The 22,395-nt window shown below is 73.0% G+C and carries 30 protein-coding genes; 25 read left to right on the top strand and 5 right to left on the bottom strand.

Annotated elements, in window-relative coordinates; genetic code table 11:
* From BMZ50_RS07520 to BMZ50_RS07470, 12 genes are all read left to right on the top strand, one after another.
* The coding region (locus tag BMZ50_RS07520; RefSeq protein WP_143087115.1) for a sigma-70 family RNA polymerase sigma factor at positions 1-371 on the top strand (371 nt) is incomplete at its 5' end.
* Between the two features lie 160 nt (positions 372-531).
* A complete protein-coding gene (locus tag BMZ50_RS07515; RefSeq protein ID WP_091322673.1) occupies positions 532-726 on the top strand; it encodes a hypothetical protein in 195 nt (64 codons plus the stop codon).
* Positions 727-740: 14 nt separating this feature from the next.
* The gene (locus BMZ50_RS24105) at positions 741-1,007 is read left to right on the top strand and encodes a hypothetical protein (protein WP_177212690.1); all 267 of its coding nucleotides are present in this window, start codon (positions 741-743) and stop codon (positions 1,005-1,007) included.
* Positions 1,004-1,720, top strand: a complete 717-nt coding sequence (locus BMZ50_RS07510) for a prepilin peptidase (RefSeq protein WP_091322672.1) — start codon at positions 1,004-1,006, stop codon at positions 1,718-1,720. Before BMZ50_RS24105 ends, BMZ50_RS07510 begins: the two co-directional genes overlap by 4 nt.
* A 129-nt stretch (positions 1,721-1,849) precedes the next feature.
* The gene (locus BMZ50_RS07505; protein WP_218146148.1) at positions 1,850-2,080 is read left to right on the top strand and encodes a Flp family type IVb pilin; all 231 of its coding nucleotides are present in this window, start codon (positions 1,850-1,852) and stop codon (positions 2,078-2,080) included.
* 97 nt (positions 2,081-2,177) lie between these two features.
* On the top strand, positions 2,178-2,603 hold the full coding sequence (locus BMZ50_RS07500) for a TadE/TadG family type IV pilus assembly protein (protein ID WP_091322670.1): 426 nt from the start codon (positions 2,178-2,180) through the stop codon (positions 2,601-2,603).
* Positions 2,591-3,553, top strand: a complete 963-nt coding sequence (locus BMZ50_RS07495) for a pilus assembly protein TadG-related protein (protein ID WP_091322666.1) — start codon at positions 2,591-2,593, stop codon at positions 3,551-3,553. The genes BMZ50_RS07500 and BMZ50_RS07495 overlap by 13 nt, the downstream gene beginning before the upstream one ends.
* A gap of 10 nt (positions 3,554-3,563) precedes the next feature.
* Positions 3,564-4,301 carry a Flp pilus assembly protein CpaB gene (gene cpaB, locus BMZ50_RS07490; protein ID WP_091322663.1) on the top strand — a complete coding sequence of 246 codons (738 nt, stop codon included), beginning with the start codon at positions 3,564-3,566 and terminating at the stop codon, positions 4,299-4,301.
* Entirely contained in the window at positions 4,298-5,488 is a 1,191-nt protein-coding gene (locus tag BMZ50_RS07485; RefSeq protein WP_091322661.1) for a CpaE/TadZ family protein, read from the top strand. Before cpaB ends, BMZ50_RS07485 begins: the two co-directional genes overlap by 4 nt.
* Positions 5,485-6,909, top strand: coding sequence for a TadA family conjugal transfer-associated ATPase (locus BMZ50_RS07480; RefSeq protein ID WP_091322658.1), 1,425 nt, complete (start codon positions 5,485-5,487; stop codon positions 6,907-6,909). The genes BMZ50_RS07485 and BMZ50_RS07480 overlap by 4 nt, the downstream gene beginning before the upstream one ends.
* 2 nt (positions 6,910-6,911) lie before the next feature.
* A complete protein-coding gene (locus BMZ50_RS07475; RefSeq protein ID WP_218146147.1) occupies positions 6,912-7,853 on the top strand; it encodes a type II secretion system F family protein in 942 nt (313 codons plus the stop codon).
* Positions 7,853-8,755 (top strand): type II secretion system F family protein, encoded by a 903-nt coding sequence (locus tag BMZ50_RS07470; RefSeq protein WP_091322656.1) that lies wholly within the window; start codon positions 7,853-7,855, stop codon positions 8,753-8,755. Before BMZ50_RS07475 ends, BMZ50_RS07470 begins: the two co-directional genes overlap by 1 nt.
* Positions 8,756-9,089: 334 nt before the next feature.
* On the opposite strand, the gene BMZ50_RS07460 is transcribed toward BMZ50_RS07470, so the two are convergent.
* The 4 genes from BMZ50_RS07460 to BMZ50_RS07445 form a co-directional block, all read right to left on the bottom strand.
* Positions 9,090-9,383 (bottom strand): hypothetical protein, encoded by a 294-nt coding sequence (locus BMZ50_RS07460; protein WP_091322652.1) that lies wholly within the window; start codon positions 9,381-9,383, stop codon positions 9,090-9,092.
* 97 nt (positions 9,384-9,480) lie between these two features.
* Positions 9,481-11,244: a DEAD/DEAH box helicase gene (locus BMZ50_RS07455; protein ID WP_091322650.1), complete on the bottom strand. Its 1,764-nt coding sequence runs from the start codon at positions 11,242-11,244 to the stop codon at positions 9,481-9,483.
* Positions 11,245-11,644: 400 nt separating this feature from the next.
* A complete protein-coding gene (locus BMZ50_RS07450; protein ID WP_245753441.1) occupies positions 11,645-12,229 on the bottom strand; it encodes a DUF6328 family protein in 585 nt (194 codons plus the stop codon).
* A 117-nt stretch (positions 12,230-12,346) separates the two neighbouring features.
* On the bottom strand, positions 12,347-12,913 hold the full coding sequence (locus BMZ50_RS07445) for a hemerythrin domain-containing protein (protein ID WP_091322646.1): 567 nt from the start codon (positions 12,911-12,913) through the stop codon (positions 12,347-12,349).
* Between the two features lie 309 nt (positions 12,914-13,222).
* Between BMZ50_RS07445 and BMZ50_RS07440 the strand changes: the two genes are divergently transcribed.
* The 5 genes from BMZ50_RS07440 (at position 13,223) to BMZ50_RS07420 (ending at position 16,042) form a co-directional block, all read left to right on the top strand.
* Positions 13,223-13,642 (top strand): hypothetical protein, encoded by a 420-nt coding sequence (locus BMZ50_RS07440; protein WP_091322643.1) that lies wholly within the window; start codon positions 13,223-13,225, stop codon positions 13,640-13,642.
* Between the two features lie 550 nt (positions 13,643-14,192).
* Positions 14,193-14,615 carry a hypothetical protein gene (locus tag BMZ50_RS07435; protein ID WP_143087114.1) on the top strand — a complete coding sequence of 141 codons (423 nt, stop codon included), beginning with the start codon at positions 14,193-14,195 and terminating at the stop codon, positions 14,613-14,615.
* Positions 14,616-15,041 carry a gas vesicle protein GvpJ gene (gvpJ, locus tag BMZ50_RS07430; protein ID WP_091322640.1) on the top strand — a complete coding sequence of 142 codons (426 nt, stop codon included), beginning with the start codon at positions 14,616-14,618 and terminating at the stop codon, positions 15,039-15,041. It begins immediately after the preceding gene.
* Positions 15,042-15,062: 21 nt separating this feature from the next.
* Positions 15,063-15,806 (top strand): GvpL/GvpF family gas vesicle protein, encoded by a 744-nt coding sequence (locus BMZ50_RS07425; protein ID WP_091322638.1) that lies wholly within the window; start codon positions 15,063-15,065, stop codon positions 15,804-15,806.
* 2 nt (positions 15,807-15,808) lie between these two features.
* Positions 15,809-16,042 (top strand): gas vesicle protein GvpG, encoded by a 234-nt coding sequence (locus BMZ50_RS07420; protein ID WP_091322637.1) that lies wholly within the window; start codon positions 15,809-15,811, stop codon positions 16,040-16,042.
* Positions 16,043-16,061: 19 nt separating this feature from the next.
* Here the strand turns inward: BMZ50_RS07420 and BMZ50_RS07415 are convergent, their stop codons facing one another.
* On the bottom strand, positions 16,062-16,388 hold the full coding sequence (locus tag BMZ50_RS07415; RefSeq protein WP_091322636.1) for a hypothetical protein: 327 nt from the start codon (positions 16,386-16,388) through the stop codon (positions 16,062-16,064).
* 164 nt (positions 16,389-16,552) lie between these two features.
* Between BMZ50_RS07415 and BMZ50_RS25000 the strand changes: the two genes are divergently transcribed.
* The 8 genes from BMZ50_RS25000 (at position 16,553) to BMZ50_RS07375 (ending at position 22,371) form a co-directional block, all read left to right on the top strand.
* Positions 16,553-16,861, top strand: a complete 309-nt coding sequence (locus tag BMZ50_RS25000; protein ID WP_091322635.1) for an SH3-like domain-containing protein — start codon at positions 16,553-16,555, stop codon at positions 16,859-16,861.
* Complete coding sequence (locus BMZ50_RS24995) at positions 16,854-17,132, top strand: SH3-like domain-containing protein (RefSeq protein ID WP_091322634.1); 279 nt, start codon at positions 16,854-16,856, stop codon at positions 17,130-17,132. Before BMZ50_RS25000 ends, BMZ50_RS24995 begins: the two co-directional genes overlap by 8 nt.
* Positions 17,129-17,716 (top strand): nitrile hydratase subunit alpha, encoded by a 588-nt coding sequence (locus tag BMZ50_RS07400; RefSeq protein ID WP_091322633.1) that lies wholly within the window; start codon positions 17,129-17,131, stop codon positions 17,714-17,716. The genes BMZ50_RS24995 and BMZ50_RS07400 overlap by 4 nt, the downstream gene beginning before the upstream one ends.
* Positions 17,717-17,772: 56 nt before the next feature.
* Positions 17,773-18,126: a hypothetical protein gene (locus tag BMZ50_RS07395; RefSeq protein ID WP_091322632.1), complete on the top strand. Its 354-nt coding sequence runs from the start codon at positions 17,773-17,775 to the stop codon at positions 18,124-18,126.
* Between the two features lie 416 nt (positions 18,127-18,542).
* Complete coding sequence (locus BMZ50_RS07390; protein WP_218146146.1) at positions 18,543-20,006, top strand: protein adenylyltransferase SelO; 1,464 nt, start codon at positions 18,543-18,545, stop codon at positions 20,004-20,006.
* A gap of 109 nt (positions 20,007-20,115) precedes the next feature.
* Positions 20,116-20,922, top strand: coding sequence for an aldo/keto reductase (locus tag BMZ50_RS07385; protein WP_091322630.1), 807 nt, complete (start codon positions 20,116-20,118; stop codon positions 20,920-20,922).
* A gap of 247 nt (positions 20,923-21,169) precedes the next feature.
* A complete protein-coding gene (locus BMZ50_RS24100; protein ID WP_091322629.1) occupies positions 21,170-21,376 on the top strand; it encodes a lipase family protein in 207 nt (68 codons plus the stop codon).
* 5 nt (positions 21,377-21,381) lie between these two features.
* Positions 21,382-22,371, top strand: a complete 990-nt coding sequence (locus BMZ50_RS07375; RefSeq protein WP_091322628.1) for a thioredoxin family protein — start codon at positions 21,382-21,384, stop codon at positions 22,369-22,371.
* Positions 22,372-22,395 lie beyond the last annotated feature (24 nt).

Below are 22,395 nucleotides of genomic sequence, written 5' to 3'. Positions count from 1 at the left end.
CGTTCGAGGGCTGGCTGCACCGGATCACGACCAACCTGTTCCTGGACATGGTCCGGCGCCGGCAGCGGATCCGGTTCGACGCGCTGCCCGAGGACACCGAGCGGCTGCCCGGCACCGCGCCCAGCCCCGAGCAGGTCTACGCCGACACCCACCTGGACCCGCAGGTGCAGGCGGCCCTCGACGCCCTCTCGCCGGAGTTCCGCGTGGCGGTGGTCCTCTGCGACATCGAGGGGCTGACCTACGAGGAGATCGCGGCCACGCTGGGGATCAAGCTCGGCACGGTGCGCAGCCGCATCCACCGGGGCCGGGTCCAGCTGCGGCAGGCCCTCGCCCACCTGGCCCCCGGGCGGGCCGGCAGGGCTGCGGAGTAACCGCCGGTGGGTCGTCGGGCAGGCCTCGTCCCGAGGCGATGCTCTCGCTGCCCCGTGCTGCCGGCCGGCGTGAACAGGGACATCATCGAGATGTCGCCGGTAAGCAGTAGCTGGCGTGGCTGAGGACGTCCGCCGCCCAGAACGATGGGGAGGCACGGTGATGGCACGCAGCGACTTCCACGTGGCGCTGACGAATGCACTGGATCTGGCCATGCCGCCGGAGGAGCCGCAGGACTACGACATCGAGGCCGTCGTCGACCAGTGCATCGCCCTGCTGGAGCGGGCGGGATGGGAGTTCACCCGCACGCCGCTGGCGACGGCGACCCACGACGCGCGGTCGCAGCGCCCCGTCTGACAGGAACGCGCGACGTGCAGTGGTCGCTGTTCTCGCTCGAGCTGCCCGACATGACGACGCTGCGCCCGGTCGCGGTCGCCCTCGCGGTGCTGGCCGCCGTCCTGTTGTTCGGTCTGAAGTGGTCGGGGCTGCGCACCTTCGGCCTGTGCGCGGCCTGGCGGCCGGGCCGGCCGGCCTGCCGGTCGGCTGAGCGGCACCTGTTGCCCGCTTCCGCGGTGCGGGGACGCTGCCGTGCGAGGGTGACCCCCGTGCCCGCCGCCCGATCCACCGCGCCCCGGTGACCGCGCTCGCCGTCGTCGTGACCGGGGTGCTGGGGCTCGTGGTCGGGGCCGCGCTGAACCACGCGGCCGCCCGCTTCCCCTGGCGCACCCGGGAACGATCCTGGAGCGGCGTTGGCGACACGCCGTCCGCCGGCGGCGAGTCGCCACCGGAGCTCCATGATCGCCGTGCTGCGCTGCGTCCGCCGGTGCTCGAGGTCGGGACGGCGGTGCTGTTCGCCGCCGGCACGGTGCGGTTCGGCCTCTCGTGGGAGCTGCCGGCGTTCCTGGTCCTCGCGGCCGCCGGCGTGCTCCTGGCCGTCATCGACCTGCGTCACCACCTGTTGCCGAACCGGGTGGTAGGCCCCGCCCTGGGCCTCGGCGTGCTCCTCCTGACCCTCGCCGCGACCGGGTCGGGGGAGTGGGATGCCCTGCTGCGCGCCGGACTCGGCTCGGTCGCGCTGTTCGCGGTGTTCCTCGTCCTCGCGCTGATCTCACCGAGCGGGATGGGCATGGGCGACGTCAAACTCGCCGCCCTCCTGGGCCTGTACCTCGGCTGGCTCGGCTGGGGCGCCGTCCTGGTAGGGGCGTTCGCCGGGTTCGTCGTCCAGGCGTTCCTCGCACTGGCGCTGCTGGCCGTCCGGCGGATCGGACTGCGGGAGCACCTGCCGTTCGGCCCCGCCATGCTGCTGGGCGCCGCGCTGGCGATCGGCTGGAGCGACGCGCTCCTGGGTTGAGCGTGCGAGTGCCCCTTTCGGGTGAGTGGGGCTCAAGCTGCCTGCGGTTCTGCCCGACATCGGTCTGAGCAGCCGCGACGACGGGTCATCCGACCTGGACTGGCCGGCAGACACCACTCAGGAGCACACGTGCAGAAGACGTACGCCACCCTGGTCAGCCTGGTCGCCTTCGCCCAGGACCGCCTCAAGCGTGACGAGAAGGGTGCGACCGCCGTCGAGTACGGCCTCATGGTCGGCCTGATCGCCGTCGCGATCATCTTCGCCGTCATGACCCTCGGTGACGACCTCGCCGACCTCTTCACCGACGTCAGCACCGAGGTCGGCAACGCCGGCGGCGGCGGGACGACCACGACCCCGTAACACTCCCTCAGCCGCATCGCGGCTGGCCAGCGCGGCGGCACTCCGGACGGGGTGCCGCCGCGCTGCTGCACACACCCTGGAGAGGCGGTGAGAACGGATGCGGAAGCGACTGCTCGACGAGCGCGGAGCGAGTGCGGTGGAGTTCGCCTTCATCGTGCCGCTGCTCATCGTGCTCGTGATCGGCATCATCGAGTTCGGCCACGCCTTCCAGGTGCAGGGGACGCTGGCGGCCGCCGCCCGTGAGGGAGTGCGGCTGATGGCCCTGCAGAACGACCCCGACGTGGCCAGGGACGCGGTCCGCACCGCGGCGGTCTCTCTCGACCCGATCCCCGACGAGCAGATCGACATCGACATCGTCGACGGCACCACGGGCGTCGAGACCACCGCCGACACCTGCCCCGTCACCGGCGCCGGCAGCACCGCCGTCCGCCTCACCGTCGAGTACCCGATGCCCTACCTCACCGGCTTCTTCGGTACGGGCCTGGAACTGACCGGAACGGGGGTCATGCGATGCAATGGCTGACCTCCCGCGCCACCCGGCGCCTGCAGGGCGAGCGCGGCGCGGCCGCCGTGGTCCTGTCGCTGCTGCTGATCCCGATGCTGGGCTTCGCGGCGATCGCCGTCGACATCGGCGCCCTCTACGCCGAGCGCGCCCGGCTGCAGGTGGGCGCCGACGCGGCAGCGATCGCCGTGGCGCAGGACTGCTCCCGCGGCAACTGCGGCGACATGCTGGCGACCGCCCAGGCACTCATCGAGCTCAACGACACCGAGGGCACCGCCGCCACGCCGGTGCTGAGCAGCGACCCGCTGAGCGTCACCGTCACCGGCGGTACCCCGAAGGAGCACTGGTTCGCGCCGATCATCGGGCACGACTCGACGCGCGTCTCGGCGACGGCGACCGTCGGCTGGGGCAGCCCCAGCGCAGGGACGTCGGTCCTCCCGCTGACCTTCTCCTACTGCTCCTTCAGCAAGCAGACCGGCGGCCTCGCGTCGACGACGCCGCAGGTCGTCAAGTTCAGCGAGGACGACCCCAGCCCCTGCCCCAACGCCGGGGGCAACCAGGTGCCCGGCGGGTTCGCGTTCGTCGATCCGGACGAAGGCACCTGCAACGCCACCCACTCGCTCGACCAGGAGCTGCAGTCGTCGACGGGTGTATCGCTGCCCGGCGGCTGCACCAAGGCCGACTTCGACGGCTGGCTCCAGCGCACCATCCTGCTGCCGCTGTTCGACCAGGTCGGCGGGACGGGCAACAACGCCTGGTACCGCGTGTACGGCTACGCGGCCTTCCGGCTCACCGGCTACGCCTTCAACGGCACCAACCGGAGCGCCAAGGTCGTGTGCGGGCCCGGGACGAACCCGAGCGTCCGGTGCATCACCGGCTACTTCACCCGCTTCGTCGAACTGTCCGACGCCTGGAGCTACAGCCCGGACGCGCCGACGCTCGGTTCCTCCATCCTCCGACTGATCCGATAGGGGCGACATCGTGAGACGACGACTTCTCGCCGCGACCGCGGCGCTCGTCCTCCTCGTCGCCGGCACGCTGGCCCTCCTGGCCTACGTGCGCGGCGCGGACGCGCGTGCCCTCGCCGGCACCCGGACCGTCGAGGTCCTGGTGGCCGACGAGCTGATCCCCCAGGGCACGCCCGCGACCGCGCTCGCCGACCTGGTCAGCATCCAGTCGCTGCCGGCGAAGGCCGCCCTGGCGGGACGGGTCACCGACCTGTCCGCGTTGGGCGACCGCGTCTCCACCGTCGACCTCCAGCCGGGGGAGCAGCTGTTGGAGAGCCGGTTCGAGCGCCTCGACGACCTGCAGGCACCGGGGACCGTCGCGGTGCCTGCCGGCCTCCAGGAGGTCAGCATCCTGCTGGAGCCACAGCGGGCGATCGGCGGCCGGCTCGCTGCCGGCGACACCGTCGGCGTCGTCGTCTCCATGTCGACCCCGGCGACACACTCCGTCCTGCACCGCGTGCTCGTGACGCAGGTCCAGGGCGCGCCCGCCCCGGCCAGCGCGGACGGCGGGACCGAGACCGCGTCGGCCGGCTCCGCCGCCCCCTCGGCCAGCCTGATGATCACGCTCGCGGTCACCGCCGCGCAGGCGGAGGCGGTCGTGTTCGGCATCGAGCACGGCACCCTCTGGCTCACCCTGGAGGCCGCCGACGCGGACCTCAGCGGCACCGAGGTCATCACGCAGGACAACATCCACGGAAAGGCCTTCTCATGAGCCGCGTCGTTCTGGCCGGGGCAGGTGAGGACCTGATCCTCCGGGTCAAGGAGGCGACCGGCGGCGACGTGCACGTGCTGCCGCCCGGCCGCCTGCCCGGCGACCCGGCCCGCCTCTTCGAGCAGCTCGTCGACGGCGAGCTGCCCGACGTCCTGCTGGTGGGGCCGCACGCACCGGCGCCCGAGGTGCTCACGCTGGCCGCGCGGCTGGACGTGCAGAGCCCCGGCATCGCCGTCGTGCTCATGGCCGACCCGTCGCCGGCGATGTGGCAGGCCGCGATGCGCGCCGGCATCCGCGACCTGCTTGCGCCCGACGCCGACGTGGCCGAGATCCACGCCGCCGTCGAGCGGGCCGGCGCTGCCGCGGCCGGCCGGCGGCGCGTGCTGCGCCCGGCGAGCGAGACCGAGCGCTACGCCGGCCGCGTGATCACCGTCGCCTCGCCGAAGGGCGGGGTCGGCAAGACCACCGTGTCGACCAACCTGGCCATCGGGCTGACCGCGGCCGCGCCCCAGTCGACGGTGCTGGTCGACCTCGACGTCCAGTTCGGCGACGTCGCCTCGGCGCTGGGCCTGGTTCCCGAGTACACGCTGCCCGACGCCGTCCGCGGCCCGGCCAGCGAGGACACCATGGTGCTCAAGACCTTCCTCACCCAGCACCCGAGCGGTCTCTACGCCGTGTGCGGTGCGGAGTCCCCGGCGGCGGGCGACACCGTGACCGGCGACGACGTGACCCGACTGCTGGCTTCCCTGGCGCGGGAGTTCCGCTACGTCGTCGTCGACACCGCGCCTGGCCTGTCGGAGCAGACGCTGGCCGCCCTCGACCGGGCGTCGGACGTCGTGATGCTGACCAGCATGGACGTCCCCGGCGTCCGCGGGCTGCGCAAGGAGCTCGACGTGCTGCGCGAGCTGGCCATGATCCCGGCCGGCCGGCACGTGGTCATGAACTTCGCCGACCCCAAGGGCGGCCTGAGCGTCCGCGACGTCGAGCTGGCGATCGGCACCGGTGTCGACGTCATCCTGCCGCGGACCGCCACGGTGCCCGCCTCGACCAACCAGGGCGTGCCGCTGCTGCAGAGCGGCCGGCGCCGGGATCCCATGGTGAAGGAGCTGCGCCGGCTGGTGTCCCGGTTCTCGGCGACGCCGCTCAGGGCCGCGCGCGGGCGGGCCAAGCACCGGGCGGCGGCGTGAACCTCGCCGAGCGGCTCGCCGCCGCACAGGGGCAGACGGTCCCCCCCGCCTCGGCCGTGTCCTCCGCACCGGCGGCGCCCGCCGCCGTGCCCCGGCCCCGCCCGGCCGCGCCGGCGCCCGCCGCGCCGACCGACGCCTTGGCGCGGCTGAAGGACCGGGTCGGCAAGGCGCTCTTCGAGCGCATGGGCGGCCGGATGAACGACCCGAGCCTGAGCGAGGGCCAGCTCCGCACCATCGTGCTGGGTGAGCTCGACGAGGTCGTCGAGGAGGAGAACGTCCCGCTCAGCACCGAGGAGCGGCAGCGGCTGACGGCGGAGCTGGCCGACGATGTGCTGGGCTACGGCCCGCTGCAGCGGCTGCTCGACGACCCCGCGGTCAGCGAGATCATGGTCAACGGCCCGGAGTCGATCTACGTCGAGCGCAACGGCAAGCTGGAGCGCACCGCGACGCGGTTCACCTCCGAGGAGCACCTGCGCCGGGTGATCGACCGGATCGTGTCCCGCGTGGGACGGCGGATCGACGAGTCCTCGCCGCTGGTGGACGCGCGGCTGGCCGACGGTTCCCGGGTCAACGCGATCATCCCGCCGCTGGCGTTCAGCGGCTCGACGCTGACCATCCGCAAGTTCTGGAAGGACCCCTTCACCGTCGACGACCTGATCTCCTTCGGCACCCTGTCGCCGGAGATGGCCGAGCTGCTGCACGCCTGCGTCGACGCGCGGCTCAACGTCATCGTCTCCGGCGGTACCGGCACCGGTAAGACGACGCTGCTCAACGTGCTGTCCTCGTTCATCCCCGAGGGCGAGCGGATCGTCACCATCGAGGACGCCGTCGAGCTGCAGCTCCAGCAGGAGCACGTCGTCCGGCTGGAGTCGCGACCGCCCAACATCGAGGGCAAGGGCGCGATCACCATCCGCGACCTGGTCCGCAACTCCCTCCGCATGCGCCCCGACCGGATCGTGGTCGGTGAGTGCCGTGGTGGGGAGTCGCTGGACATGCTCCAGGCGATGAACACCGGCCACGACGGGTCGCTGTCCACGGTGCACGCCAACTCACCGCGTGACGCGATCGCGCGACTGGAGACGCTGGTGCTCATGGCCGGCATGGACCTGCCGCTGCGCGCCATCCGCGAGCAGATCGCCTCGGCCGTCGACGTCGTCGTCCAGCTGACCCGGCTGCGCGACGGCACGCGTCGGGTCACCCACGTCACCGAGGTGCAGGGCATGGAGGGGGAGACCGTCACCCTCCAGGACGCCTTTCTCTTCGACTACTCCGCCGGCGTCGATGCGCACGGCAAGTTCCTCGGCAAGCCGGTGCCCACCGGTGTGCGCCCGCGGTTCACCGAGAAGTTCGACGACCTCGGGATCAAGCTCTCGCCGCGGGTCTTCGGGGCGGTCCAGCCGGTCGGCGCGCGGAGCTGGTGACCGTGTCCGCCGTCCTCCTCCTCGTCGGTGTGTCGGCCATGGCCGTCGCACTGCTGCTGCTCGCGGTTGTGGTCGTGCCCCCGGGCCCCGCGCGGGTGCCCCTGAGCCGGCTCGATCCCACGGCCGCGCCCTCGACGTCGGCCCTCGCCGGGGCGGGTGCCGCGGCCGGCGCCGCCGTCGAGAAGGTGCTGGTCAAGCGCGGCCGGCTGGCCGCGGGTGCCGCCGCCCTCGAGCGGGCCGGGATGTCGATGACGTTGCCGAACTTCGTCCTGGTCGCCGGGCTGGCCACGCTGGTCGCCGGGGTGCTGGGGCTGGTCCTCGGCGGGCTCCTGCTCTGCCTGCTGCTGATCGTGGTGGTGCCGTTCGCGGCCAAGCTGTTCCTCGGCTTCCGTGCCTCGCGACGTCAGGCCGCCTTCGCCGACCAGCTCGACGACTCCCTGCAGCTCATGGCCGGCAGCCTGCGCGCCGGGCACAGCCTGCTCCGGGCGGTGGACTCCGTGTCCCAGGAGGCCGACGCACCGATGTCGGAGGAGTTCTCGCGGATCGTCAACGAGACCCGCGTCGGCCGCGACCTCAATGACGCCCTCGACGGGGTCGCCGAGCGGATGGGCAGCGACGACTTCACCTGGGTCGCCCAGGCGATCGCCATCCACCGCGAGGTGGGTGGCAACCTGGCCGAGGTGCTCGACGCCGTCGGGCACACGATCCGCGAGCGCAACGCGATCCGCCGCCAGGTGAAGGCGCTCTCGGCCGAGGGCAAGCTGTCGGCCATCGTGCTGATGGCCCTTCCCTTCGGCGTCACCTTCTTCATCTCGATGTCCAACCCCGACTATGTCGGGAAGTTCACCGAGAGCCTCACGGGCTACGCGATGCTGGCGGCGGCGGTGGTCATGCTGCTGGTGGGTGGTCTCTGGCTCCGCAGCACGGTGAGGATCAAGTTCTGATGGCCTCCCTGCCCGTCTCCGTGCTGCTCGCCGCCGGTGCGGTGGTCCTGTCCGTGCCCCTGCTCGGCTGGGCACTGCTCGCCCGGCCCGACGCCGACGCGCTCCAGGCCCGCGACAACCTCGTCCGCGGCATCGAGCCGATCGGCCCCGGTCCCGCCGCGAGCGGGCGCGCCCGGCCCGACCTGCTCGCGAGGCTGGCCCGCGGGCTGACGCCCCGGGGCACCGTGGACCGGCTCGACCGGCTGGCGGGGGCCGCGGGCCGCCCCGCCGCGTGGCCGGTGCCCAAACTGGTGGCCGCCAAGCTGGTGCTCGCCTTCCTGGGCGGCAGCATGGGTCTGCTCCTGCTGAGCGGCGGGGCGAGCCCGCTGACCGTGATCGTCGCGCTGGTCGCGACGGTCGTGGCCTACTTCGTTCCCGAGCTGCTGCTCTACAGCCGCGGCATCGAGCGGAAGGAGGCGATCACGCTCGAGCTGCCCGACACCCTCGACCAGATGACGATCGCCGTCGAGGCCGGGCTGGGCTTCGAGTCGGCGATGGCCCGCGCCGGCGCCAACGGCAAGGGCCCGCTGGCCGAGGAGCTCGTGCGCACCCTGCAGGACATCGCGGTCGGTCAGCCCCGGCGGGACGCCTATCTCGCCCTCGCCGACCGCGCGGGGGTGCAGGACCTGCGGCGCTTCATCCGCGCCGTCGTCCAGGCCGACCAGTACGGCGTCTCGATCGCCGACGTGCTGCGCACGCAGGCCCAGGAGATGCGGCTCAAGCGCCGGCAGCGGGCCGAGGAGAAGGCGATGCAGATCCCGGTGAAGGTCATCTTCCCGCTGATCCTGTTCATCCTGCCGACGTTGTTCATCGTGCTGCTCGGCCCCGCCGTCATGGACATGATCGAGGCCTTCAGCGGATAGGACCTGCTGTGCCGGCGTCATGGGGCAGCGTCAGCCAGTGAGTGGGCAGCCGGCGCGGGGCTCACTGACGGCGCGGGTCGGGCGGCGCCGGGTCGACCGGCTTGGTGGTCTCGGGGCGCATCGGTGGCCGGGTCGGCGGTCCGGCCTTCGCCTCGGACGCCGGAGGCCCACCGTGCCGGGTGGGGGCTCGGCCGACAGCTTGGCGTAGGCCTCGTGGGCCAGCTGGCGCAGCGGCGCCGCGTACACACCCGAGCCGGTCGTGGCCTCCCGCGCGCCGCGGGTCGGCCACACCTGCCGGCCCCGGGGTGTCGTCCCGCGCTGCGGGCGTCCGTCGTCAGGGGCGGGGGTCCGGTTGCGGAAGGTCGTGCTCGCCCTCGCGGCGTCCTTCGTCGCCGGACAGCACCGCGCGCAGCAGCTCGGCGGGGCCGGCGGGCGGCTCGGCCGTCGCACCGCTCGTGCTCTCGACGGGCGTGGTCCCGACGGAGAAGTCGGGGTCGGCGTGCTGCTCGATCAGGTGAAGCAGCGCCGTGGCGTAGGTGTCGGCCTCGGCGTCCTCCAGCGGCCCGACCGCCGCCACCACGTCCGCGTGCCCGTCGCCGGCCTGCCGCGTCAGCTCCACCAGCTTCACGTCGCGCTCCTCTCCCCGAGGTCCAGCAGCCGGGCTCCGGTCGCGTCGCACCGACGGCGACCCCCGTGACTGCCCGGAAACCGGCCCGGTCCGCCGCTCACCCGTCCGCGCGGTCCCGCCGGACGACGGGCCGGCGCCCCTTGATCGTGGCCTGACGCAGGGCTGCGATGACCGGTTCGGCCGCGGCCTCGGGGACCTCCACGACGGAGAACCGCTGGGCGATCTCGATGGCCCCGATGTCGCGTCCGCGCAGCCCGGCTTCCCCGGTGATGGCGCCCACCAGGTCGGCGGGCCGGACACCGGCGTCGCGACCGAGCCCGACGAACAGCCGGGTGACCCCGGCGCCGACGGCGCCTCTGCCCCGGTCGTCGCCCCGCCCACGCCGCTCGTCGCGTCCGCCACCGGGCCGCCGAGGATCCCGCCGCTCCGGCCGCAGCGCCACCTCGGGGATGTCCTCGTCGTCGTCGTCGGAGCCGCCGCCGGCCTCGTGGGCCAGCTTGACCGCGGCCAGGGCGACCTCCATGACGTCGAACTCGTCGGTGAGCGTCTCGACGACCACCCGGAAGTGCTCCAGATCGTCCTCCAGCAGGCTCTCGCGCAGCGCCGCGCGGGTGAGCTCCAGCCGGCGGGCGCGCAGGTCGGCGACCGTGGGCAGCTTCTCCACCGCGATCGACGAGCCGGCCACCTGCTCGATCGTCTTGAGCATGCGGTGCCCGCGGGGCTCGACGAGCGTGATCGCGACGCCTTCCCGGCCGGCCCTGCCCACCCGGCCGATGCGGTGGACGTAGGTCTCCGGCGCCGAGGGGACGTCGTAGTTCACGACATGGGTGAGCTGATCGATGTCCAGCCCGCGGGCGGCGACGTCGGTGGCCACGAGGAGGTCTGCCGTCCCCGCCCGCAACCGTCCCATCACGCGGTCGCGCTGCTCCTGGCTCATGCCGCCGTGCAGCGGTTCGGCCCGATAGCCGCGGCCGTTGAGGGTCTCGGTGAGCTCGTCGACCTCGCCGCGGGTCCGGCAGAACACGATGGCCGCCGTCGGCGCCTCCACGTCGAGGACCCGCCCCAGGGCGGCCGGCTTGCTGGCTCGGGGCACGACGTAGGCCGTCTGCCGTACCCGGGGCGCCTCGCCCGAGGCGCGCTGCTCCCGGGCGACCTGGATCCGTACCGGGTCCCGCAGGTGCCGGCGGGCGAGGGAGTCCAGGCGGTGCGGCATCGTGGCCGAGAACAACACGGTCTGCCGGTCCTCCGGCGTCTCGTCCAGGATCGCCTCGAGGTCCTCGGCGAAGCCCATGTCCAGCATCTCGTCGGCTTCGTCCAGGACCACGGTCGCGACCGACCCCAGGCGCAGGGTCGAGCGCCGGACGTGGTCCAGCGCCCGCCCCGGCGTGGCGACGACGACGTCGACGCCGCCGTCGAGAGCGCGCAGCTGCCGGCCGATCGGCTGCCCGCCGTAGACGGGGACGACGCGGGTGCCGAGCGCCCGGCCGTAGCGGTACACCGCTTCGGACACCTGGATCGCCAGCTCGCGGGTGGGGACCAGGATCAGCCCGACCGGCTCGGGGTCCCGGCGACCCGCCTGCAGCCGCTGCAGCAGCGGCAGCGCGTAGGCCGCGGTCTTGCCGGTCCCGGTGGCCGCCTGCCCCTGCAGGTCCCGGCCCTCGATCAGCAGCGGGATCGCCGCGCGCTGGATCGGGGTGGGCTCCTCGTAGCCGAGGCCGGTCAGCGCCGTCAGCAGCTCGGGGCGCAGCCCGAGGTCGGCGAACGTGCCACCGCTCTCGTCGTCCGGGGCGACACCGGGCGCCGGCTCCGCGGTGGGGGAGCCGGACCCTGCCCGGTCGTGTTGCCCTGCCTCGCCGGTCATCCGAGCCGCTCCTCACATCCTCGTCCGGGCCGGGTGCCGGCCCTGCTCACGGACGCGGTGCTGCACCTACCCCGCGGGCTGTGGGCCGGAACGGGACGGGCGAACGCCCGCAAGCCGGCCTCGAGCGTTCCTCACCGGGATGGTGGGCGCACATCCGGGGCACGACGACCCGGACCGATCGAGGACTTCGGGCGGCATCGGCGAACGACTGCGCCGGCCGGTCGGTATCGGAAGGCCTGCCGAGCGGAGGCTGTTCCGACCACGGCCGGGGAAGGACTCACCGGGGCGGCGAAGCCGAGTCGGGCTGTGTGAGGACGACGATCGAGCGCACGCCGCCGACGGGCACGTGCACCTCGACGACCCTGCGGGGCGTTGCGCACGCCGATCCGGGCGACCCGGTTCATCGGCGCGTGATGCCCGGCTCGTTGCGGCGGTCGACGACGCCGTGGCCGGAGCGGCGGATGGCCAGGGGCAACGCGTACCACGTGAGCAAACCGACCAGGGCGGTGAGGGACCCGCAGACGATCCCGGTCCACCGGCCGAGCACGACGCCGACGATCAGGAGGACGGCGCAGCTGATCGCGGGAACGAGCACCGCGAGGCCGACGATCAGCATCCGGTCCGCGACGACGACCAGCGCGGCCTTCTGCCGCCTGCGGAAGACGATCCGGTGGCACGACACCGGGGCGATGAGCAGGATCGTCGCCAGCGCGGTGGACAGCAGGGCCACGGCGTAGACGGCGAGGTCGAAGCCGTCGAGGGTTCCGAAGCGCTGGGTGAAGGCGAGGCTGAGCAGGAAGCCGAACAGGATCTGCACGCCGGTGAAGGCGACCCGCAGCTCCTGCAGCAGCTCGGCGAGGTTGCGGTCCAGAACCTGGTCGAGGTTCTCGCCCCGCGACTCCGCCACGCGCTCCGCCGCGGAGGGGTCGAAGCGCCGGTTCCAGGCCGTCGGTGCGTCCGGCGCCGACGACGGGCCTCCCCTCATGGACGGAACGTTCCCCTCGGGGGAGCGGTGAACCGCCACACCGCGGAAGGATTGCGTCACGCCGTCGAGCGGTGGTGGTCGATGGCCTCGTTGTCCGGGGCTGCTCCGGGAGAGCGGTCAGGCCCGGTTCGGCCTGCCCGTCAGCTTGTCCCGCAGCCGGTCCACCATGCCGACGCCCGGACCGACCAGTTTGTGGAACAGCTCGCTGTGAGGGGCGGCAGGGTGGGGGCGGGTCGGGGCCACCTTCTTCGCGGCCTCGACCTTCTGGCCCAGCTCCACCAGTTGGTCGCGGGAGAGGCGCGCGCGAAGCTCGGGGAACTGGTCGCGCTCCTCGTCCGAGATGTGGTCGCGCAGCACCTGTTCCAGGCGACCCAGCGTCTCGGTGAAGCTCGGGTCCGCGGCGTCGAGGCGCTCGAGCTCCTTCATGATCTCCTCGAGCTGCTGGTGCTCCTCGACGTCGTGCCGCACCCTGCTCTCGCCGTCGGGCAGGTGGTCCCGCATGGCCGGGTAGACGTACATCTCCTCGGCCACCGCGTGCCGCATCAGCTCGGCGATGACCGTGTCGGCCATGTCGCGCCGCTGCGCAGGATCGGCGGTGGGGATCTGCCGCACGAGACCGAGGACTTCCTGGTGGTCTGCGGTCAGGATGTCGACGACGTCCTGGTTGCCCGTGGTCGCGGTCATCTCGTCCTCGTCTCACTGCCTCGGTCTCTGAGCGGCCTGCCGTTTCCTCCCGTCCTACCCGGACGCCGGCTGCTGCACTCGGCGCGACGACGGGTCCCTCGCGCCGTGGCGAGGAGTCGAACGGCTACGCGGGCGCCGCGCCGCGGGGCCGGGGCCACCGCGGTCCGAATCCGAACACCGCGGGTGGGGCGCCCAGGCGCATCGCGTCGCATAATCGAACACAAGTTCGAGTGGATGAGGTCCACCCGTGCCCGCAAGCGATCGTCCGGGGCCGGTCCTCCGGCCGCCCCGACCCCCAGGAGGCTCCCGATGACCACCGTGCCCACGTCCGCCCACCCGTTCAGCCGGGCCGCGGGTGAGGTCGCCTGGCGCTGCGTGTGCGGGATGAGCCGGAAGGCCGCTGTGCACCGTGGCGCGGCGAGCCCGGCCCGGCCTGCTGCGCCGGCGCCAGAACCCACGGTCACCGTCTCGACGTCCCGCCTGCCCGCCGGCGAGCCGGTCCTGACCACCGACGTCGTCGGCACCGACTTCGGCCTGCCCCTCGTTCGACCGACCAAGACCCGGCGAGGGGGTCAGGTTCGGGTCGTGCGTTCGCACTGCAGGGCGCACGGGGGTGTCGTCGTGTGGTTCACCGACGGCACCAAGACCCCGCCGCTTCACGGGCGCACGACGTGGATCGTCGCCGCGCCCGAATCAGATGCGCACGATCCTGCGCGTGTCGTGGCGTGACCCGAGCGGCCGTCGCGCCCCGTTGCGCGACCGAGCTCGGACGGGTGATCGCGCGCGTGGCAGCCGGTCGACGGCTCGGGCTCCCGCCGCCGTTCCGATCGGTGCGTCGTCCGCCCCTCCTCGATCGGCGCGTGGGACCGGGCTCATCGCCGTCGGTGCCCGGGCGGTTGAGCGCCGTGTGCGACACGCCGGAAGTGCACCCGGTCGGCCCGAACCAGGGATGCCGAGCGGGTATCGCCGAGCCGCTCCTGAGTAAATCGGACGCGGCCGTCGAGCGGGGTGGGTGCCGGATGTCAGAGGACAGCAGGCTCTGCGCCCGTGAGGGGCCGGAGGGCACCGTCCAGCGTGTCCTGGGGGAGTGTGCCGAGCTCACCGGCCTGGCACCGGTGGCTGCCCGCGGAGGCGCGCGCTGCGGGAGCACGTGGCCGCGCACGAGGCGCCGGCCCGGCGGTCCTGTCCCGACCCGGCGGCGGCCGGGACGATGCGGTCGCCGAGGAGTCGCGGACGGGATGTCGCAGTCGTTCGCTCGAGCACGAAGAAGGGGCGGTTCATGACCACTTCGACCGGCGCGCGCACGAGCGAGTCCACCATCCTCAGGGATATCGAGGATGTGGTGGCCGAGATACTGGGTGAATTCGCCCAGAAACCCGACCAGTCGCCCCTGTCCATCGTGAAGTCCGTCGTGAAGGACGTCGTCAAGGGTGCGCTGCTCGGTGCCTTCCAGGGTGTGATCGAAGCTGTGACCTCGCTGTTCCGCAGCGGACGCGTGGTGGTCCTCGAGCACATGGTCGGCATCATCGGCCAGATCGAGCGGCTTCTGCTGCAGGCGATTGCAGCCATGGCGCGATTGCTCGGCCGGCTTGGCGAAGGATCCGGCGGCCCGGCCGCAACTGCAGAATCCGGTGAGGACGAGGACCGCGGCCGTCGCGAGGACATGGAACCCGCCCGACGAGAGAGGATGGGGAGTTCGTAAATGTCTGTCATGACGCAAGGTGGCGCTGGCGGCAATGTCGAGCATTCGCGCGGAGGCGGGTCGAGCGGCCTCGCCGATGTCGTCGCGCTGATTCTCGACAAGGGGATCGTGATCGACGTCTTTGCGCGGGTCTCTCTGGTCGGAATCGAGATTCTCACCGTCGACGTCCGTGTGGTCATCGCCAGTGTGGACACCTACCTGAAGTTCGCCGAGGCGGCCAATCGCCTTGACCTGTACGCCGACGGCGTGAAGCCGAAGGGCCTGACCGACGTTGTCCAGGACGTCACTCAGGCGCCGGCCCAGGGCATTGCCAAGGGGAAGACCAAGGGCGCGCTCGAGGGAGCTGTCGAGCAGATCGAGGACATGGTGGGCGGCCGACGAGAGCAGGAGCCGGAAGCAGCGCAGCGCCGGCAGACCGAGCAGTGATCGTAGAAGGAGCGTGAAGCGATGTCCTCTCCCGCGGATACTGCGAGGTACGTCTACGGTCTGGTCTCTGCCGACACCGTGTTACCGGACGGGCTGACGGGCCTGGGCCCTTCCGGGCAGGTGTGGAAGATGACCTGCGAGAACGTGGCCGCGATCGTCGGCGATGTTCCGGACGACCGCAGGTTGGGCCGGCGGCGCCACCTGATGGCGCATGAGGCAGTGGTCGAAGCCGTAGCGGCCGAGTCCACCATCCTCCCGATGCGGTTCGGGGCCGTCATCACGGAAGAAGGGGTGATGACGGAACTGCTCGCACCGCAGCACGAGTACTTCGCCGGTGTTCTCGAAGAGCTCGACGGGCGTACGCAGTACACGCTGAAAGGTCACTACGACCTCGAGGCGGTGCTCCCGGGCATCATCCAGAACGACGAGGGCATGCGGGCTCTCCACGAAAGGATCAGGGGACTCTCCGAGGAGGCCGCTCATTTTGATCGCATCCAGCTGGGTGAGCTCATCGCCCAGGCGCTGAAGGCGAGGCGGCAGCAGGACGCGCAGGACATCGTCGATGCGCTCGGGCCCCATGTCGCCGTGCGGAAGGTCTACGAGCCCGAACAGGACGGCGACGTGGTCAATGCGGCGTTCCTGGTGGAACGTGCTCGGCAACGTGAATTCGAGGACGCGGTGGACGAGGTCGCCGGACGGTTCCCGATGCTCCGCCTGAAGCTGCACGGACCGCTCGCCCCGTACGACTTCGTGTCGGCGAGGTAGCCGTGGGTCTTCTGACGGGTGTTGTCGGTCTCCCCCTGCTTCCTCTGAAGGGAGTCATCTGGGTCGCCGAGCACATCCGAGAAGAGGCGGAAGCGCAATACTACGATCCGGTGCGGATCCGTGCCCAGCTGGAAGAGGTGGACGAAGCCCGGCGTGACGGGACGCTCTCCGAAGAGGAGGCTGAAGAGCTGGAAGACGAATTGTTGGAGCGGTTGCAGGGCCCTCCGGCCGGGTGACCCTTTTCCGCGTTCCGGTTCAGGGATCGCGGAGAAGGCGCCTCAGATTCACCAATTGCACGAAGTGGAAGACGATCCAGGTGGAGTAGCTTCCCCAGTGGCTGGCTCGGTGCCTGATCCCGGATATGTCGCCGTGGTACGCGGCTCGCTCGAAGACGATGAGTTCTCCCTGGCGGGGTACCAACTCCCTGTGGCCGGTGAAGACGATGCGGTTCTCTTGTTCGTCGAGAACCAGATGGCAGGCGTCTCGCAGGCGAAAGAAGATCACGTCTTCGCTGTTGGTCTGGATCAGCCCGAGCTGTTTCTCCGGAAAGTAGCGGGCAACGATGCCGACTTCCACTCCCATGACGTCGATCCTGGCAGCTCGGCCGCGGCAGGAGTTGCTGCGGCGTACTCAGGGCAGCGGCTGCGGTAGATGGCCTCGCCGTCGCGATCCGCCACGACGCCTGCCGCCCGGCGGCCGGAAGGACGCACCTGTACCGCGCGGGCGCGGCACGGTAGGAAGCAGCGGTGAGCCGGATCAACGACGTCGGTGGGATGGCCGGGTTCCCGGCGATCGTCGAGGAGCCCGACGAGCCGCCGTTCCACGCCGACTGGGAGGCGCATGTCTTCGCCCTCAACGGCGCGCTGATCCGGCGGGGCGTCTACAACCTCGACGAGTTCCGGGACGCGATCGAGCGGATGCCGGCGGAGGAGTACCTGGCCGCCTCGTACTACGAGCGCTGGTTCGCCGCGATCACGACCCTGCTGGTGGAGAAGGGCGTGGCGGTGCCGGAGGAATTGGACCTGCCCGACGAGCGGGACCGGCCGCATGGCTGACCTCGCGCCCGGCATGCGGGTGCGCACCCGCACGACCGACCCCGACGGCCACACCCGGCTGCCCCGGTACGTCCGCGGCGCCGTCGGCGTCCTGGTGGAGGAGGCCGGCCGGCACCCCCTGGCCGACGACCGCGCCCGTGGCCGGGCAGGGGCGCCGCAGCCGGTGTGGCACGTGCGGTTCGCGGCCGCGGACCTGTTCGGCTCCGGCGCCCACACGGTCACCGTGGAGCTGTGGGCGGACTACCTGATCCCGATCGAGGAGCACCCATGAGCGACCACCCGAGTTCGGTCATCTCGGCGCGGGTGCGCCACGTCGAGGCGCTGCTGGAGAGCCGGGGTCTGCTCGAGGACGGCGAGATCGACGGCCGGATCGACGAGTTCCTCGCCGGTGGCTCACCCGCCAACGGCGCCCGGATCGCCGCCCGCGCCTGGGTCGACCCCGGATTCGCCGAGCGGCTGCTCGCCGACGCGAACGGCGCGATCCGCGAGCTCGGGTTCTCGATGGCCGGCGGGCTGCAGGAGCAGCGGCTGAAGGTGGTGGCCAACACCGCCGAGGAGCACAACGTCGTCGTCTGCACGCTGTGCTCCTGCTACCCGATCGCGCTGCTGGGCCCCTCGCCCGGCTGGTACAAGAGCGAGGCCTACCGCTCGCGGGTGGTGCGGGACCCGCGCGGCGTGCTGCGGGAGTTCGGGCTCGAGCTGCCCGAGCGGACGCGGATCTCGGTCTGGGACGCCAGCGCGGAGTCGCGGTACATGGTGGTGCCGCGCCGTCCCGAGGGCACCGAGGGCCTGTCGGAGGAGCAGCTCGCCGGTCTCGTCACGCGCAAGGGGCTGATCGGCACCGCCGCGGTCTGAACCCGCGCGCCGATCCCCCTTGTCAAGTCACGCTCGGTGCCGCAGCGTCACCGGCCGTGTTGATCACCCAGGCCCTGTTCCTCGTCACCTGCCTCGTCTTCCTCGCCCTGTGCTGGCGGGAGACGTGGCGGGTGCGGATGGCCGCGGTGGCCGGGCTCGTCCCGATGGCGGCCGGCGTCGCGATCGGCCCGGCAGGGGGCGGGCTGGTCATGCTCGGTCTGTGGCTGGTGGCGCTGGGCGTGGTCGCCTGCTGCTGCGCCACCCGGTCGGCCCGTGCCCGCGCGGCCCGCTGGCTGGCCGAGCAGGACGCGAGCAGCACCAGCCGGCGGGTGCAGCGGCGGCAGGCCCGGGCGGCGCTGCTGGCCGTGGATCCCAACGAGGCGGCCGAGCTGTCGGGCAGCTGGGGCTAGGCCCCGACGGCCGGCTCGGACGTCATCGCGCGCGTGACCCGGCGCCCGCGGATGGCCGCGAGCACGGCGGCACCCGGCCCCTCCTCCGCGCCGGTCACGCGCGGACCACCGGGTCCGGCGCCCATCGGGCGGTCAGGTGGGCGGCGAGCGCCCGGCACAGCTCGTCGAGCCCGGCGACGTACGCCTCCCGCCCGGTGCGGGGCACGGCGAGCTCGGCGACCTGCTCCAGCGGGCCGGTCCAGATGGGCCAGCAGCTCCAGCGCCTCGTCCTCCTCGAGGACCAAGGTGGGGGCGGTGCTCGGCATGACGGCTCCCATCCTGCCGCGCATCCCCGCAGCGGATCCGGCCCGCGGGGCCGGACCGGGATGCGGTCGCGGGGGAGGCCCCGGCCCGGCCCCGTCCGTACGCTGGGCGAGGTGACCGTCGCACCCGCCGCGCCCCTGACCCTCGGGAACCGCTTCGCGCGCGAGTTGCCGGAGATGGCGCTGCCGTGGCAGGCCGACGAGGCGCCGGAGCCGGGGCTGCTCGTGCTCAACGAGGGGCTGGCGGCGGAGCTCGGCCTCGACCCCGCCTGGCTGCGGAGCGCCGACGGCGTCCGACTGCTCGTCGGCAACGCCCTGCCGGCCGAGGCCACGCCGGTCGCGCAGGCCTACGCCGGGCACCAGTTCGGCGGGTACTCCCCGCGGCTCGGGGACGGCCGAGCCCTCCTGCTCGGTGAGGTCCTCGACGTCGAGGGCCGGCTGCGCGACCTCCACCTCAAGGGCTCGGGGCGCACCCCGTTCTCGCGGGGCGGGGACGGGCTGGCCGCGGTCGGGCCGATGCTGCGCGAGTACGTGATCAGCGAGGCGATGCACGCGCTCGGCATCCCGACGACCCGCTCCCTCGCCGTCGTGGCGACCGGGCGCCCCGTGCGCCGGGAAACCCTGCTGCCGGGCGCGGTGCTGGCCCGGGTGGCCGGCAGCCACCTGCGCGTGGGCAGCGTCCAGTACGCCCGCGCCACCGGGGACGTCGCCCTCCTGCGCCGCCTGGCCGACGCAGCGATCGGCCGGCACCACCCGGCCGCCGCGGAGGCGGAGAACCCGTACCTGGCGCTGTTCGACGCGGTGGTCGCGGCGCAGGCGTCCCTCGTGGCCCGGTGGATGCTGGTCGGCTTCGTCCACGGGGTCATGAACACCGACAACATGACCCTCTCCGGCGAGACGATCGACTACGGGCCCTGTGCGTTTCTGGACGCGTTCGACCCGGCGACGGTCTACAGCTCGGTCGACGAGTTCGGGCGCTACGCCTACGGCAACCAGCCACTCGTGGCGGAGTGGAACCTGGCCCGGCTCGCCGAGGCCCTGCTGCCCCTCCTCGACGCCGACGAGGAGCGCGCGGTGGCCCTCGCGGTCCAGTCCCTCGGCGCCTTCCGCGGGCGGTACCGCGCCGCCTGGCTGGCCGGCATGCGTGCCAAGCTGGGCCTGCCCGAGGGGCTGGACGACGCGGTGACCGCACCCGTGGCCGACGACCTGCTCGCCCTGCTCCAGGAGGGCCGGGCGGATCACACCTCGTTCTTCCGCCACCTCGGTGCCGCGGCCCGCGGCGACGCCGAGCCCGCGCGCCGGCTCGTCCTCGACCTCGCGGCGTTCGACGCCTGGGCCGAGCGGTGGCGGCGACTCGGGCCCGACGCCGACGCCATGGACGCGACCAACCCCGTCTACATCCCGCGGAACCACCTCGTCGAGGAGGCCCTGGCCGCGGCGGCCGCCGGCGACCTGGACCCGCTCGGGCGGCTGCTGGCGGTCGTGACCCGCCCTTACGAGGAGCGCCCCGGCCTCGAGCGCTACGCGGCGCCCGCCCCGGCCGGCTCCGGCCCGTACCGGACGTTCTGCGGGACCTGACCCACCGCGTCGTCCCGACCGCACCGGGAATTCCGCGCCGCGGCAGGGGACACCGGCGCCGGAGGGGTACACGGGCAGCGGCAGGCCGAACCGCGCGAGGGGAGCCGACATGGAGAACCGGAGCCTGGGACGGGGCCGGATCGGCGTGCCGGTGGTCGGGCTGGGCACCTGGCGGCGCCTCGAGGCCGCCGCCGCGGCCGGCCGGCACCGCGAGCTGATCGACACCGCGCTCGCCGTCGGCGTCCGGCTCGTCGACACCTCACCCATGTACGGCGACGCCGAGCGGCTGCTCGCCGCCGCGCTCGACGGACGGCGCGACCAGGCCGTCGTCGCCGACAAGGTCTGGACCCCGTCCCCGGACGAGGGCGTGGCACAGCTGGCCCGCGCCGTGAACTGGTACGGCGGCCGGGTCGACCTCATGCAGATCCACAACCTGGTGGCCTGGCCCGCGCACCTCCCGATGCTGGAGGCCGCCCGGGACCAGGGGCGGGTGGGACTGATCGGCGCCACCCACTACTCCGCGGCGGCCTTCCCCGAGCTGGCCGCGCTGATGTCCACCGGCCGCATCGACACCGTCCAGGTGCCCTACAACCCGCTGCAGCGGGAGGTCGAGGGCACGGTCCTGCCGCTGGCCGACGCGCTGGGCCTCGGCGTCCTGCTCATGCGCCCGCTCGGCGAGGGACGGCTCGTGCGCCGGCAACCCAGCCCGGCCGCGCTCGCTCCGCTGCAGCCCTTCGGGATCACCACCTGGGGGCAGGCCCTGCTCAAGTGGGGGCTGAGCGACCCGCGCGTGCACGTCTCGCTGACCGCCACCGCCCGTCCCGACCGGCTGGCGGAGAACGCCGCCGCGGGGGCGCCGCCGTGGTTCGGGCCGGAGGAGCGGGCCTACGTGCTGCGCCTGGCCGGCGCGCGCTGACCGGCCCGCCGCCTACGGCTCCCCGTTGCCGGCGGCACGGTGCAGGGTGATGAGGCCGTCGAGCAGCCGCCCGATGGCGCGCACGCGTGCCCGGCAGGCACATGTCGGCTTGTCGACGTGCGGGCAAGCCGACATGTCCGCCCCTCCCTGAGGTGGCCCGCCCTCTCATCCCTCGCGGATGAGGTCCGACGGTGCCGGAGCGATGAGCGTGGGGCCCCGGAACCGGTCACGGGAGGAGCACACGTCCATGAACCCGGATGTCCAGCAGCCCGCGCGCCCCGACCCCACCGTCGTGCTGCTGCACGGCGCCTTCGCCGACGCCTCCAGCTGGAACGAGGTCATCGCACTGCTGCAGCAGCGGGGCCGCACCGCCGTCGCGCCGCCCCCCGACGACGGCGAAGTCCTGGGCGCCGTCGAGAGCGGCGTCCCCGCTCCGACCACACCAGCGAGGTGAGGCAGATGGCCGGCCCCGGACAGACCCTGCGCGCGGAGGGCCGGATGCCGGCGCTCGACGGCGCGACCGGATGGCTCAACACCGAGCCGTTGACCCCGGAGGGGCTGCGCGGGCGGGTCGTGCTCGTCGACTTCTGGACCTACACCTGCATCAACTGGCTGCGGACACTCCCGCACGTCCGGGCGTGGGCCGGGCGGTACCGGGACCAGGGACTGGTCGTCCTCGGCGTGCACACGCCCGAGTTCTCCTTCGAGCAGGACGCCGGCAACGTCCGCCGGGCGGTCGAGCGCAGCGGGATCACCTACCCGGTCGCGCTCGACAGCGACTACGCGATCTGGCGTGCCTTCGCCAACCGGTACTGGCCGGCGCTGTACTTCGTCGACGCCACGGGCCGCGTCCGGCACCACTGGTTCGGCGAGGGGGACTTCGAGCGCTCCGAGCAGGTGATCCGGCAGCTGCTGGCCGAGTCCGGCGCCGACCCGGTCGGCCCGCCGCTCGGCCCGGTCGCCGGCGACGGCGTGGAGGCCGCCGCCGACTGGGGTTCCCTGGAATCGGGGGAGACCTACCTCGGCTACGAGCGGACCGGCGGCTTCGCCTCCCCCGAGGGACCGGTGCCGGACGAGAGCCGGTCCTACTCCCTCCCGGCGCGGCTGCGGCCCGACCACTGGGCCCTGGCCGGGACCTGGACCGTGGGGAGCGAGGCCGCCGTGCTCGACGAGGCCGGCGGGGTGATCTCCTGCCGCTTCCACGCCCGGGACCTCCACCTCGTCATGGGCCCGGGGGCCCGCGGAGCGCCCGTACCCTTCCGGGTGCTCCTCGACGGACGGCCGCCGGGCGGCGCCCACGGGGCCGACGTGGACGAGCGGGGCGGCGGGGTGCTCTCCGAGCCGCGGCTGCACCAGCTGATCCGGCAACCGCCGTCCGTCGCCGACCGGCAGTTCGAGATCGAGTTCGCCGCCCCCGGTGCGGAGGCGTTGGTCTTCACCTTCGGCTGATCCACCTCCGGGCGTGGGGGCAGC

This window comes from Geodermatophilus ruber (assembly GCF_900114385.1).
GTDB classification, from domain to species: domain Bacteria; phylum Actinomycetota; class Actinomycetes; order Mycobacteriales; family Geodermatophilaceae; genus Geodermatophilus; species Geodermatophilus ruber.
The sequence above is the reverse complement of the archived record's forward strand: the minus strand, read 5'-3'. Positions and strand labels throughout refer to the sequence as shown.